Genomic DNA, 13,122 nt, shown 5'->3' with positions numbered 1-13,122 from the left:
CTACCGACGATCGCCGGGCGACCGCTCACCTCATTGCGAAGGGATCACACGCGCGTCGGGGAAGGCGTGCAGTCCCTCCGGCGCGATGACGAACTGCACCTGCCGGCCCGCGACGAGGGCATCGGCCTCCTGCGAGAGCATCGTGACAGGGATGCGCAGATCTCCTGCAGCGATCTCAGCCCGGGCGAACGGTCCGTAGAAGTCGATCGTGCTCAGCACCCCCGTGGCGGCGTGCGCCGGGGCCGGCGCCTCGGCGGGCACGATGCGAACGCGTTCGGCCATCACCAGCACTTCGACGGGGTCGCCGTCGAGGAGGTCGTCCTGCGACGACGCCAGCGTCAGCCCGCCGATCTCCACGCGAGCTGCGGCTCCGCTGCCGCGCACGACGCCGGTGCCGAGCAGCTGGCCGCCGAGGAACTGTGCGACGAAGCGGTTCCCGGGGGCCCGGTACATCGACTCGGGAGTGTCGTTCTGCTGCACGACGCCGTGATCGAGCATCATGACCTGGTCGCCGAGGTCCATGGCCTCCTCCTGGTCGTGCGTGACCATGACGGTGGTGAGGCCGGTCTCGCGGTGGATGCGCTTGAGCTCGCGCTGCATCTCGCCGCGGATCTTCTTGTCGAGTGCGCTCAGCGGCTCATCGAGCAGAAGCAGGTCGGGGCTGGTGACCAAGGCGCGGGCGAGTGCAACGCGCTGCTGCTGGCCTCCCGAGAGTTGAGCGGGTGAGCGGCCGCCGAAGTCGCCGAGCCCGACGAGATCCAGCATCTCCCCCGCCTTCCTGCGGGCCGCGGCGCGCGGCGTCCGCCTGGCACGCAGCCCGTACATGACGTTCGACAGCACACTCAGATGCGGGAACAGTGCGTAGTTCTGGAACACGAATCCGATGTTGCGCCTCTCGACCGAGAGTCGGGTGACGTCGCGGCCGCCGACCTGGATCGAGCCGGCGTCTGGGTCCTCCAGGCCCGCGATGATCCGCAGCAGGGTGGACTTGCCGGATCCGGAGGATCCGAGCATGCAGCAGAACCGGCCGTCGCCGACGGTCAGGTCCAGCGGTTCGAGGACACGCGTGCCGTTGAAAGTCTTCGCGACGCGCGAGACGGTGAGCTCGGCCATCAGTTTCCTCTGTTCGTTGTGGTGAAGAGCTTGGCGGCGTTGCCGGAGAGCCAGTTGAGGACGACGACCAGCAGCACCGTGCTGAGGATGATGATCGTCGCGAGCGCGTCGACGTCGGGGGTCACGCCGAGGCGCACCATCGAGTAGATCTGCACGGGGAGGGTGGAGACGCCGATCGGTGCCAGGAAGAGCTGGATCGCGAAGTTGTTGAAGGTGATCACGAAAGCGAGCAGCCCGCCCGCGATGATCGACGGGCCGATCAGCGGGATCGTGACGGTGAGGAACGTCCGCAGCGGGCCGGCCCCCAGCGAGTGGGCGGCCTCCGCGTCGTGCGGGTTCAGGTCGCGCAGCCTCCCGCTCACGATGAGCACGACGAACGGCAGCGACGTCACGATCGACGCGAGGATGAGCCCCGCCGTGCTCGACCCGAGCCCAAGCCAACCGAAGACGACGACGAAGCCGGCGGCGAGGATCAGAGCCGGAACGGTCAGAAGGGCGAGCAGCAGGCCGTTGATCGGCAGGGTGACGTAGGTGCGGCTGCGCGCCATCCCGAGCGAGAGCAGCGTGCCCACGATCACCGCGAAGATGGTCGCCTGCGTCGCCAGGTTGAGGCTGGTGAGCAGCGCGTCGATGAGTGCCTGGTCGTTCGCCAGGTTCGCGTACCAGTCGAAGGTGAACTGGAACGGGAAGGTGCCGTAGCGCGACTGGTTCAGGCTGAGGACGGTCATGGCGAGCAGCGGCAGCGCCAGGATGACGAGCACCAGGTACAGCCACGTCTTCATCAGCCGGGGAAGGGCCGCATTCTTCATCGGAGCACTCCTTCAGTGGTGAGGGCTTCTTCGGGGAGCAGCGTCTGCGCGGCGACGCGTTCGGGTCGGGGGCGCCCGGCCCTGGCCACCCCGGAGACCGCGGACCGCGACCAGGACAGCAGACCGGTGACGCCGCCGACGATCGCCAGGCTCGTGATGAGCAGCACCAGCGACATCGCGACTGCGAACTGCTGATGCACGCCCGACTGCAGCTGGGTCGAAATGGTGTTTCCGAGCATCTGGCCGGTGGGGCCGCCGAGGATCGCGGGCTCGGCGAAGGCGCCGACCGTCTGAACGAACGTGAGCGCGAAGTTCACGCCGATCATCGCCGAGCTGAGCGGCCAGATCACGCGCGTGAAGACGAAGCCCTTGCTTGCGCCGAGCGTGCGCGAGGCCTCCAGCACCGAGCCGCTGATCTGATCCGATGCCGAGTACATCACGAGAATGGCTGTGGGGATGCTCTCCTGGATCAGCATGAGGATGTTTACCGCAGGGGTGTACATGATCGAGGCCTGCGGATCCGCCAGCCCCATCGCCGACAGCAGGGACATGATCGGGCCACCAGCCTGGACGAGGCTGACGAACCCGTAGATCAGCAGCAACTGCGACGTGATGTACGGGATGATGACGAAGCCCAGGATCAGCGGCTTCGCCCGTGGGCCGGTGTAGCGCGCGAGCGCCCACGCGGCCGGCCAGCCGAGCGCGATGCTGACGACCGTCACGCAGAACGCGATCAGGAGCGTGCGCCCCAGCAGCGACAGGTAGACGGGGCTCGCGATCATCTCCGCGAAGTTGGCGAGCGTGAGGCTCCCGGCGCCGTCCGTGAACCCGATGATCAGCAGCGCGACAAGCGGCAGCAGTGCCAGCAGGGCGAGCAGCAGGCCGCCGGGGGTGAGCAGGAAGCTCGTGGCCAGGGCCCCCCTGGCCTGCCGCCGCGGACGGCGGGCCAGGGATAGCGGGGCTGTGGTCATCAGGAGCCGGCTTTCACCTGCGTCCAGGCGTCCACCCACGACTGGAGCCGGTCCGCAGGCTGCGGGAGCTGCAGCGCGAGACTCGAGATCTTGTCGGGGTTGGCCTGGAGGCGTGTCAGCGTCCCTGCTTCGAGAGTGTCCACGACCGCCTTGTTGGCGGGGGCCGGGGACGCGTCCTGGGGGGTGTTCGCCCACTTCGTGTAGAAGTCCTTGCCGGTCATGTAGTTCAGCCACTTGTACGCGAGGTCAAGGTGCTTGGTCTTGGCCGCGATCGTCCAGTTATCGATCCAGCCGACGGCGCCCTCCTTCGCGATCTGGTAGCGGAAGTTGTCGACACCCGCCGCCTTGCCCGAGATGAGTCCGCCGATCGCGTCGGAGTTGCCGACGCCGGCCACCACGGAGCCGCTCGCGATCGCCTTGGCGAGATCGTCGGTCGACGAGTAGGTGAGCTTGGCGTTGTCCTTCAGCTTCTGCAGTGCAGGCGTGACCTTCGTCATGTCGGGGTTCTGCGGGTCCTCACCGAGGTAGAGCGCGGTGATCGGCACCAGCACGGTCGCGTCGTCGATGAGGGCGATCTGACCCTTGTACTTGGGGTCCCAGAGCACGCTGAGCGAATCGGGCGCCGGGGTCACCTTGCTGCTGTCGAAGAACAGGCCGGTGCTGCCCCAGGTCCACGGGATTCCGTACAGTTTGTCGTCCTTGCGGATCTCCGTGCGCTGCGCGAACTCCGGGTAGATGTCGGTGTAGTTGCTGAGCTTGGAGGTGTCCAGTGCGTGGAAGATGCCCTGGTCGATGCCGGAACCGATGTACTGGATGTTCGGCAGGGCGACGTCGATCGCGCCGTTCGCCTTGTTCACCAGCTGCAGCATGTTCGACTCGGAATCGATGTACTGGAACTTGAGGCTCGCACCGGTCTCCTTCTTGAAGTCGGCGGCCACCCACGGCAGGTCTGCACCGTAGCCCTTCCAGATCGCGACGGTCAGGGTGTTGCTGTCGCTTCCCGCGGCACTGGGCGACAGCGAGCACGAGGTGAGGGCGACAGCGGTCGCCAAGAGGGCCGCTGCGGCGAGGGCCGTCCGTCGAGTGAGGGAGCGGCGGCGTTGCCCTTTGGTGCTACGTGATTCAGTCACGTCATTCTCCTTGATCTCTGTGGTGCTGATGATTGCATTGGTGGTGCGAGGGCGGTGCTGGTCTGTCAGAGGATGCCTGCGGTGGCGTCCTTCAGGTACGTGCGCGCGGCAACGAGCTGACCTACCGGGTCGGAGGCCGCGTCGAGCTCGAGCAGGATGCCGCCCTCGTATCCGATGTCGGCGAGCGCCCGAGCGAAGGCGGGCCAGTCGACGACGCCCTGTCCGGCCGGACGGAAGTAGGGGCGGTGGCGGCTGAAGATGTCGCCGTCGACGAGGGCCTTCTCGCGGAACGCACCCGCGGCGTCCTTCCAGTGCGCGATGACGACGCGCTCACGATGGCGCAGGACGAGCTGCACCGGGTCTCCCCCGCCGAGCACGATGTGGCCGGTGTCGGGGCAGAAGGCCACGAGGAAAGGGTCCGTGAGCAAGAGGAAGAGGTCAACGTCGCGCGGGGTCCAGAACACCGAATGGCTCTCGGTGTGGAGGGCCAGTGTCACACCGTGCCGGGCGGTGATCGCGCCGACCTCGTTGGCGATGTCGGCGATCGGCGCGGCGGTCGCGAGGTCGACTGGGGCGAGCCCGTCGCCTTCGGCGTTGTTGCGGCGCATCGGAAGGCCGGCGACCAAGAAGGAGGCACCGATCCCGGCGAGGAAGGCGGCCTCCGTCTCCGCGGCGGCGAGGATCGCGGCCCGGGTCTGCGGGTCCGTGACGTCGTCGGCGTGCTCGATGTCGGCGAAGTAGGAGCTGACGACGGAGAGGCCGCGGCCGGCGAGCTCGTCGGAGTACGCCTGCACCGATCCGTAGGCCGCGACGGCGGTCTGCCGGTCAGCAGGAGCGAACGTCATCTCGAACTCGGTGACGCCGGCCTCCTGCAGCGCGTCGAGAATGGTGTCCCAGACGCGTCGCGGCTCGGCGGCCGCGAGCGCGGTCAACTCCTCACTCGTCGCGAGACCCCAGAATCCCGGGTCGAAGAAGGTGATCAGGTCGACGCCGAAGGCGCGGGAGGTCGCGGGGGCGGTGGTGGTCGTGGTCATGAGGTCCAGGTCTCCTTGGTCGGTGCGGGGCGGTCGCAGGTCGTGGTGAGGGCGGCGACGCCGTCGGTGCCGTTCGCGATCGCGTCGAGCACCTCCAGCACGTGCAGCGCGAAGTCCGCGTTCGTGCGGAACGGCTCGCCGGTCAGCGCCGCGGCGAGGTCCGCGACGCCGGGGCCCCGCAGCGGCAGGTCCGCCCCGTCCACGCGGGAGGTGAAGCCTTCGATCACGGGGGGCAGCGACCGCCAGGCGTGCTCGCCGTGCTGCCGCACCCGCACCGTGTCGTCATAGTTGTTGGGGTCTGGCACGCTGAGCGTCCCCTCGGTGCCGTACAGCTCGATGAACGGCAGCTCGTGGTCCCACACGTCGAAGCTCATCAGCACTGTGCCGATCGCGCCGTTCGCGAACCCGAGGGTGGCGGAGGCATGAGTAGGGATGGTGACGTCGATCGTGTCGACCTGCCGCCCAGGCGTCGAGACCGGTCGCACGGTGCTTCCGATGCGCGCCATCGCAGACACCGACACGATCGGCCCGAGCAGGTTCACGAGCGCGGCGATGTAATACGGGCCCATGTCGAGCGCGGGGCCGCCTCCGGTCGTGAAGAGGAACGTGGGGTCGGGATGCCAGAGTTCGGCCTTGCTGTGCGTGACGAATGCGCTCGCTCCGATCACGTCGCCGATCAGCCCATCGTCCACAGCGGCCCGCGCCGTCTGGCCGGCCGAGCCGAGGAACGTGTCCGGGGCGGATCCGAACAGCACGCCCTTGCCGCGGGCTTCGGCGACGAGCGAGGCGGCCGACGCGAACGAGGCCGTGAGCGGCTTCTCGGTGAAGACGTGCTTTCCGGTCCCCAGCAGCGAGCGGGTCACGCTCTCGTGGGCGAGTGGAGGGGTGAGGTTGACGAGGATGTCGACGCCATCCGCTGCCGCCAGCTCCTCCGCACTCGCGAACACGGGCACCCCGTGACGTTCGCCCGCCGCCCGGGCGAGCTCCTGATCGAGATCCGCGCATCCCGCGATCCGCAACCCGTCGAACCGCCGGAGGCCACGAAAGTACGCGCCGGAGATGTTGCCGCAGCCGACGATGCCGACACCGATCGGATCTTTCTGAACAGTCAAGATCGTCCTTCTTCTTCGAAGCTCTTGTCAGCCCGAGCCGAGGTCCGGCATGTGCTGTTGATCGGGAACGCTAGCAATTATGCGCGGTAATAGCAAAACTATTTTTGTTCGCGTATGATCGGGCTCGGCGATGAAGGGGTAGACCAGGCATGGATCACGTGGAGATGCGGCAGCGCAACGCCGCCACGACGCTCGGCATCCTGTATCGCGGCGGTCCGGCCAAGATGACCGCGCTGCAGCGGGAATCCGGCCTGTCGCGACGAACGATCGAGCTGATCCTCGATGACCTGATCGACAGCGGCTGGGTCGTGGAGGTGCACACGACGACGCCGGATGCCCGCCCGGTCGGCCGCCCGCCCCGCAGCTTCGCCTTCCGCTATGACGCCGCTTGCGTCGTCGCGCTGCAACTGGAGGCGGGCCAGATCCACGCGACAGTCGCCGACCTGGCGACGACCGTGCTCGCCGACCTCCGGGTGCCGCTGCCGATCAAGACCTCACGGAAAGAGCGGCTCAGTCTCCTCGACGAGTGCGTGGCGCGCCTGCTCGCGGAGGCGGGGGTGGCGCGATCCGCGGTCGTCGCGGTGACGGTCTCCACGCCGGGGATCGTGCGTGACGACGGGATGGTGGACCTCCCGATGACCATGCCGGAGTGGACCGGGTTCTCACTCAGCGACGCGGTCGGCGAGCTGTTCGACTGCCCGGTGCGGGTCGAGAACGACGCCAAGCTGGCCGCGCTCGGCGAGAAGTGGTCGCGCGACGGCGAGGTGCAGGACTTCGCGTACATCTTCTCGGACAGCGAGCGCATCGGTATCGGCCTCGTGCTGCGCAACGAACTCTACCGCGGCCGCGACGGTGCGGCCGGCGAAGTCAGCTGGGCGCGGGAGCTGGGGCTGCACGACCTGGTCAGCCCCCTGCTGGTCGACCTCGACGACGAGCTCGCCCCCGGGCACGCCGCCACCCTGCAGCTGGTCACGGCCGCGCGCGACGGTGACCAGGGCGCCCTCGACGAGGTCGGCCGCCTCGCCCGCGCCCTCAGCGCCGGCATCACGTTGATCGCCTGGCTGCTCGCACCGGAGGAAATCATCCTCGGCGGCTCGCTCGGCAGCATCCAGGACCTCCTCATCCCCGCGCTCGAAGCGGAGCTCGCCACCAACGACCGGCCGATCGAGGCCCGCCTCCGCGGCTCGCAGTTCGGCGACGCGAGCGTGCTGACCGGCTGCCTGCGCATGTGCATCGAGTCGCTCGGAGAGCAGCTGTTCACCCCGTCGGGCACGTCAGCCATAGGCAAAGCGCGGATCCCGGTCGACCGCGTCCGAGAGGACCTCAGCGTCGTCGACTGAGGATGTCTGCGAGCACTGCCGCTGTTCGGCGAGCGCCGCCTTGGTCAGCCACGCTCCTCGGGTTCGGCTCGGAAAGCCCGCCCAGACTCCCCTCAGCCGGCCGTCGGGATCCACACGCGCATGAGGCTGGGCCCGCGATTCGCCCAGGCGAAGTACGGGTGCACCTCGGCCTCCACGAGCCGCGGGGCTGGGTCCGCGACCGTGTCCATGCGCTGCGGACGGTACGGCCACAACCCGGCCGCGTCCGCAGCCGGCTCGATCCGGAGATGCACCCGAGCCCCGTCCGCGGTGACCTCGGGCGCGAATCGGAGATCGAGGCGCACGTCGTCGAGGGCGACCTCCGGCGGCAGGTCGACGGATTCGAGCGCCAGCACCAGTGGGCCACGTTCGAGCGCGACGGCTCCTCGTGCCGCGTCGACCCGCGGATGCGCTGCGATGACCCGTGCGCCGATCTCGAACTCCAGTCGGATGAGGTCGCCTGCTTCGAATCGGCGGGCCAGCGTGAAGTACCCGTCGACCACCAGAATCCGCACGCCGTCGATCGTCGCCGCGCACGCCTTCGCCCATCCGGGTGCACGCAGACGCAGGGTGAACTCCCCCGCGCTGAGCACCGTCAGCGAGGCGCCACCGTCGAACGGGTACCCGGTGCGCAGCTGCAAGGAGACGGGGATCCCGGAGCCGGTGTGCGTGTCGATGTCGAGGTCCGCGTACTGGTGGATCTGGACGCCGTCGTGATCTGCGGTCGCGAAGTAGCCGGCGACGCTCGCCAGGGTCCTCGCGACGTTGGTCGGACAGCAGGAGACCTCGAACCAGGGCGCGCGCAGGCTCGCCTCGGCCCGCTCGCTGAGCTCGTCCTCCTCCGGCTCGCTGCCGAGCACCCGCTGATGCAGCGTGTTCGAGTAGTAGAACGCCCGGCCGTCGGCACGCGGAGACACCAGCACCGCGTTGAGAAGAGTGCGTTCGATCAGATCCGCGTACTCCGCCGCGCCAGTCTGCAGCAGCAGCCGCCAGTTGAGCATCACGGATCCGATCGCGGCGCAGGTCTCCGCGTAGGCCCGGTCATCGGGAAGCTCGTAGTCCTCACCGAACTCTTCGTTCTGGTGGTGCGCGCCGATCCCGCCGGTCACGTACATGCGCCGTCCGACCGTGCCCGCCCACTGCGCCCGAACCGCGGCGAGCAGCTCGGCATCCCCTCGTTCCACCGCCAGATCGACCGCGCCGGAGGCGAAGTACACCGCTCGCACCGCATGGCCGCGCAGGATCTCCGCCTCGCGCATCGGCTCATCGTCGAGGAAGTATTCGCTGCTCAGGAAGAGCGTGGTCCGCAGGGTCCGCCGTCCGCGCCGTTCCAGGAAAAGCTCGGCGAGATCGACGTAGCGGTCCTCGCCCAGGGCCCGCCCGAGCTCGATCAGCGCCGTCTCGATCTCCGGGTGCCCGCAGATCGCGTCGCGACCGTCCGGTCCGAACTCGCGGTGCACATGGTCTGCCAGCCGACGGGCGACATCGACGAGCAGGTCGTCGTGCCCCGTCCGGATCCGCGCGACCGCCGCCTGCATCAGATGACCGAAGCAGTACAGCTCATGGCCCCACTCCATGTCGGAGTAGCGCTCGCGCTGACCCGCGCGGCCGAACGACGTGTGCAGGTAGCCGTCCGCATCCTGCGCGGCCGCGACCCGCCGCACGATCGACCGATATCGCTCCTCCAGACCGGCCTCGCCGGATCGGCCGATCTCCCAGGCCATCGCCTCGAGGAGCTTGTACACCTCGGAGTCGACGAACTCGACGCCCGCGTGATCCTCCGCCACCGTGCCCTGCACAGCCCGGTCGAAGTTCCCGATCCAGCCGATCCGCTCCATCCACGTCAGACAGTGATCGATGATGGTGGAGCCGTTGAGGTCTTGACGTTCGCCCCAGAACCCGCCCACGATCCTGACCTCGGCGTGACTCAACGGACGCAGCAGGGACCGCGACGGCACCACGGGCCCCCCGATCCTGAGCCCGGTCGGTGCGGCGTGGGGGGAAGGCATGTCGGTCATCGTTCTCCGGGGACGGTGGCGGAGGCGGCGTCACGGGCGTGCGCCGCGGGGAGGAGCGTGAGGTACGCGCTCGCGGTCCAGGTGTAAGCGCGGTCGCGCAGCCCCGCGCCGGTGGTCGCATCGAAGTTCTCCGCGAAGCCGGACGCCTCGCAGGCCCGCCGGAAGGCGCGGCTCACCCGATCGGCGAGGGCGACGTGCCCGGCCCGGCGCAGACCATCCTCAATGAGAACCGTCGAGGGCGCCCAGATGGGCCCGCGCCAATAGCCGTCCGCCTCGTACAGAGGAGAGGTCACCGGCTCCGTGGCCAGGCCCCACAGCGTGAGATGCTCCGCGATCGTCGCTGCGAGAGCATCCGCGATTTCCGCGGGAAGACGCTCGCCCAGGATGATCGGAAGGGTGTTCAAGAGGCTGGAGGAGCCGCTCGCGTTGCCCGTCCACGCCGAGCGGGCGACGAACCGGTCGCCCGTCCAGAGTTCACGCCACAGCGCGGCCTCGATCTCGGCCCTGGCGCCGACCCATTCGCCGACGTCGGCAGCCGCATCGGCGCCGAGCCGCTCGGCGAGCGCCACCAGTTCGTCGAGCTGAAGGATCAGGAAGGCCGCGAGATCCGGGGACTCGATGACGCGGGCCTCGTCGAACGTCGTGGAATTGTCCCAACCGCTGTCGTTGCCGTGCTGGTAGTACGGCAATGCATGCCCGGGCACACGGCGATGATCAAGCCAGAATCGCGTCCAGGCAGCGAGCCGCGCGTACACCTCGGACAGCTCATCCGCGTGCAGCGGCCGGGAGAGCCTCGCCTCGAGCCGCGCGAACGCCCAGCCGTGGATGGGTGGCTTGACGAAGTTGTAGAGCAGCTCCGAATGAGCCACCGAGTCCGGCAGGGCACCCGCCGGATCCTGGTGATCGAACGGCACCAGGAACTGATCCAGAGCGGCGACAGGATCCGCCTCGGCGAGCGCCAGCGCGTTGAAGCAGTGGTCCCAGCTCCACACCTTGTCCATCCAGTGCTTGGACATCAGAATCGCCTCGCGGCCGAGGAAGCCGGCCGGACGCACGGTCGCCGACCACAGCACGTATGCCGCCTTCACGGCTGCGTCGCCATCGCTGTCACCCTCACCACGCCAGGGCGTCAGCGCCGCGGCGTACGCGGTGAATTCCGCCGCGGAGGCGCGCACGACCTCGTCGAATGAACGGTCGGCGCGGTACGGCTCCCGCGCGGTCTCGAACTCCTCGACGACGACTTCCCAGCGTCCTCCCGGGTCGAACACGACGGCGCGCTCGCGCTCGCCGACCTCGCCGTCTCCGACGATGCGCGCCGTGCCCGAGAGCACCGTGAACCGATAGCGCCGGCCCGTCTCGTAGCGGGTGAGCACGATCCCGCCGTCCCCCGGATCCGAGAAGAGGAATCCACCGGTGAACGGGGTCAATCCGCTGCCGGCGGAGAACCGCATCCCCAGACCGTCGCCGGAGAAGCGGATCGCGCTGGTGCCGTCGAACGCGGCGCGGACCGTTCCGGCCGCGCTCTCCCACGCGAGGACCGCCGGCGTCGCGACGACTCGGGCATCGTCCGGGTCGGCCGAGCGACCCGGACCACTCGGCTCCAGCTCCAGGACGGGATGCATCCCGGTCTGATGCGAGACGAGGTGAACGTGCGTGGCGCGGGTGTGCAGTCCCACGACGCGTGAGAGGTCGAGCCAGGAGCCGCGGCGTGAGAACGGGATCTCGTCGATGTCGAAGGCGAAGCCACGAGTGTGCTCGCTCATCTCAGTCCTTCACCGCACCGGCGGTGACGCCCGCCGCGACGTACTTCTGGGCGATCACGAGCAGCACGGCGGCGGGGATCGACGCCACGACGGCCGTGGCCATGATCGCGTTCCACTCCTGGTTGTTGTTGCCGATGTACTTGTAGATGCCCAGCGTGACCGTCTGCAGCGGGCCGCCGGCGTTGAGCGTCGAGGCGAAGATGAAGTCCGACCACGCCCAGAGGAACGCGAACAACGACACAGTGACGATCGAGTTGCGGCTGATGGGGAGCACGATGCTGCGGAACGTCCTCCAGGCACCCGCTCCGTCGATCTTGGCCGCGCTCATCAGCTCATCCGGGATCCCGGACATGAACGCCGAGAAGATCAGCACGCCGAACGGCACGGCCAGGGTCGAGTCGGCGATGATCAGCCCGCCGATGCTGTTCAGGAGCCCGAGGTTCAGATAGATCGCGTAGAACCCCATCGCCATGATGATTCCCGGGATCATCTGGGCGATGAGCAGCACGAAATCGAGCACGCCCCTGCCCCGCGGTCGCAGCTTCGCCAGCGAATACGCCGCGGGTGCAGCGATGGCGACGGTGAGGATCACCGTGCCGAGGCCCACGATCAGGCTCGTGCCGAGGTTGGGCAGCTGATCGTCGAGCACCGCCTGATAGCCCTCGAACGTGGCGTGGAAGGGGAAGAGGTCGGGCGGGCTCTTGCGCATCAGGCTCGTCGGGGTGAGCGAGACGTTGATCATCCAGTACACCGGGAAGAGCATCAGTGCGGTGAGCACGAGCCCGAGGACGGTCTTCCACCAGGGGCGCCGGCCGTTCATGCGATGTCCTGCTTTCGCTGCGTGCGGATGTAGACCAGGCCGAAGATCAGCGCGATCACGATGAGGATGTTGCCCACCGCGGCGGCCGGGCTGAAGTCCGGCAGGGTCGAGGCGAAGCCGAGCTGATAGGACCAGGTCGACAGCGTGGTCGAGGCGGTCCCCGGACCGCCTCGGGTCATGATCCAGATGATGTCGAACACCTTCAGGGTGTAGATCAGGCCGAGCAGGATCGTGATCGCCGACACCGGCCGGAGCAGCGGGAACGTGATCCTCCAGAACTTCTGCCAGGCGTTCGCGCCGTCGAGCGATGCCGCCTCGTACAGATCGGCAGACACGTTCTGCAGGCCCGAGTACAGGATCACGAGGTTGAACGGGATCCCGATCCAGATATTGGCGATGATCACGCTGGTGAGCGCCCAGTCCGGCGAGGTCAGCCAGTTGACCGGCGCAGCGCCGACGGCATGCAGCAGCGCGTTGACCACGCCCGACTCGCTGTTCAGCATCCACGACCAGGTCGAGGCCGAGACGATCAGGGGCAGCAGCCAGGGCACCAGGAACAGGGCCCGCAGCGTCGCCGAGAGCCGGAAGTTCTGGTGGAAGAAGACCGCAAGAGCCATGCCGATCGTGAACTGGAAGACGATGGAGGCCACCGTGAACAGCGCCGTGTGGATGAGTGCGGGGGCGAACGTCGGGTTCTGGATGACCTTGAGGTAGTTGTCCAGTCCGACGAACGGGGCATCGCCCATCACGAACGAGCGGACGGTGTAGTCGCGCACGCTGAGCTCGATGTTGCGGTAGAGCGGGAACGCGTAGAAGACGACCAGGTAGATGACCACCGGGGCGAGGAACGCCCAGGCGGCCCATTGGCCGCTGCGACGCCGCGCGGGACGGCGCCGCAGCGGGGCGGCGGTCGACGCCGCCCCGCCTTCCGGTCGGGCAGACCCGTTCGGAACTTTCTGGATTGTCGTCATCGGATCTGCCTCTCCTGTGTGCG

11 protein-coding genes are annotated in these 13,122 nt (G+C 68.3%); 1 reads left to right on the top strand and 10 read right to left on the bottom strand.

Annotation, left to right across the window (positions count from 1 at the left end; translation table 11 throughout):
* Nucleotides 1-30: 30 nt before the first annotated feature.
* The 6 genes from ABD882_RS04430 to ABD882_RS04405 form a co-directional block, all read right to left on the bottom strand.
* Nucleotides 31-1,113 (bottom strand): ABC transporter ATP-binding protein, encoded by a 1,083-nt coding sequence (locus ABD882_RS04430; RefSeq protein ID WP_345184754.1) that lies wholly within the window; start codon nt 1,111-1,113, stop codon nt 31-33.
* Nucleotides 1,113-1,922 carry an ABC transporter permease gene (locus ABD882_RS04425; protein WP_345184752.1) on the bottom strand — a complete coding sequence of 270 codons (810 nt, stop codon included), beginning with the start codon at nt 1,920-1,922 and terminating at the stop codon, nt 1,113-1,115. The genes ABD882_RS04430 and ABD882_RS04425 overlap by 1 nt, the downstream gene beginning before the upstream one ends.
* Complete coding sequence (locus ABD882_RS04420; protein ID WP_345184749.1) at nt 1,919-2,893, bottom strand: ABC transporter permease; 975 nt, start codon at nt 2,891-2,893, stop codon at nt 1,919-1,921. The genes ABD882_RS04425 and ABD882_RS04420 overlap by 4 nt, the downstream gene beginning before the upstream one ends.
* The gene (locus ABD882_RS04415; protein ID WP_345184747.1) at nt 2,893-4,023 is read right to left on the bottom strand and encodes an ABC transporter substrate-binding protein; all 1,131 of its coding nucleotides are present in this window, start codon (nt 4,021-4,023) and stop codon (nt 2,893-2,895) included. Before ABD882_RS04415 ends, ABD882_RS04420 begins: the two co-directional genes overlap by 1 nt.
* Before the next feature lie 65 nt (nt 4,024-4,088).
* The gene (locus ABD882_RS04410; protein ID WP_345184745.1) at nt 4,089-5,057 is read right to left on the bottom strand and encodes a sugar phosphate isomerase/epimerase family protein; all 969 of its coding nucleotides are present in this window, start codon (nt 5,055-5,057) and stop codon (nt 4,089-4,091) included.
* Entirely contained in the window at nt 5,054-6,169 is a 1,116-nt protein-coding gene (locus tag ABD882_RS04405; protein WP_345184743.1) for a Gfo/Idh/MocA family protein, read from the bottom strand. The genes ABD882_RS04410 and ABD882_RS04405 overlap by 4 nt, the downstream gene beginning before the upstream one ends.
* 149 nt (nt 6,170-6,318) lie before the next feature.
* Between ABD882_RS04405 and ABD882_RS04400 the strand changes: the two genes are divergently transcribed.
* A complete protein-coding gene (locus tag ABD882_RS04400) occupies nt 6,319-7,509 on the top strand; it encodes an ROK family protein (protein ID WP_345184742.1) in 1,191 nt (396 codons plus the stop codon).
* 92 nt (nt 7,510-7,601) lie between these two features.
* Here the strand turns inward: ABD882_RS04400 and ABD882_RS04395 are convergent, their stop codons facing one another.
* Genes ABD882_RS04395 through ABD882_RS04380 form a run of 4 tightly spaced genes read right to left on the bottom strand, consistent with a single transcriptional unit; the run spans nt 7,602 to nt 13,099 of the window.
* A complete protein-coding gene (locus ABD882_RS04395) occupies nt 7,602-9,545 on the bottom strand; it encodes a glycoside hydrolase family 127 protein (RefSeq protein ID WP_425563325.1) in 1,944 nt (647 codons plus the stop codon).
* The gene (locus ABD882_RS04390) at nt 9,542-11,308 is read right to left on the bottom strand and encodes an amylo-alpha-1,6-glucosidase (RefSeq protein WP_345184740.1); all 1,767 of its coding nucleotides are present in this window, start codon (nt 11,306-11,308) and stop codon (nt 9,542-9,544) included. Before ABD882_RS04390 ends, ABD882_RS04395 begins: the two co-directional genes overlap by 4 nt.
* Before the next feature lies 1 nt (nt 11,309).
* Entirely contained in the window at nt 11,310-12,128 is an 819-nt protein-coding gene (locus ABD882_RS04385) for a carbohydrate ABC transporter permease (RefSeq protein WP_345184737.1), read from the bottom strand.
* Nucleotides 12,125-13,099, bottom strand: coding sequence for a carbohydrate ABC transporter permease (locus ABD882_RS04380; protein ID WP_345184735.1), 975 nt, complete (start codon nt 13,097-13,099; stop codon nt 12,125-12,127). The genes ABD882_RS04385 and ABD882_RS04380 overlap by 4 nt, the downstream gene beginning before the upstream one ends.
* Nucleotides 13,100-13,122 lie beyond the last annotated feature (23 nt).

Source organism: Microbacterium panaciterrae, from assembly GCF_039541635.1.
In the GTDB taxonomy this organism is placed as follows: Bacteria; Actinomycetota; Actinomycetes; order Actinomycetales; family Microbacteriaceae; genus Microbacterium; species Microbacterium panaciterrae.
The sequence above is the reverse complement of the archived record's forward strand: the minus strand, read 5'-3'. Positions and strand labels throughout refer to the sequence as shown.

Coding starts and splice junctions, on each gene's coding strand:
- ABD882_RS04430 (WP_345184754.1), bottom strand. CDS start 1,113: ATGGCCGAGCTCACCGTCTCGCGCGTCGCGAAGACTTTCAACGGCACG.
- ABD882_RS04425 (WP_345184752.1), bottom strand. CDS start 1,922: ATGAAGAATGCGGCCCTTCCCCGGCTGATGAAGACGTGGCTGTACCTG.
- ABD882_RS04420 (WP_345184749.1), bottom strand. CDS start 2,893: ATGACCACAGCCCCGCTATCCCTGGCCCGCCGTCCGCGGCGGCAGGCC.
- ABD882_RS04410 (WP_345184745.1), bottom strand. CDS start 5,057: ATGACCACGACCACCACCGCCCCCGCGACCTCCCGCGCCTTCGGCGTC.
- ABD882_RS04400 (WP_345184742.1), top strand. CDS start 6,319: ATGGATCACGTGGAGATGCGGCAGCGCAACGCCGCCACGACGCTCGGC.
- ABD882_RS04395 (WP_425563325.1), bottom strand. CDS start 9,545: ATGACCGACATGCCTTCCCCCCACGCCGCACCGACCGGGCTCAGGATC.
- ABD882_RS04390 (WP_345184740.1), bottom strand. CDS start 11,308: ATGAGCGAGCACACTCGTGGCTTCGCCTTCGACATCGACGAGATCCCG.
- ABD882_RS04385 (WP_345184737.1), bottom strand. CDS start 12,128: ATGAACGGCCGGCGCCCCTGGTGGAAGACCGTCCTCGGGCTCGTGCTC.
- ABD882_RS04380 (WP_345184735.1), bottom strand. CDS start 13,099: ATGACGACAATCCAGAAAGTTCCGAACGGGTCTGCCCGACCGGAAGGC.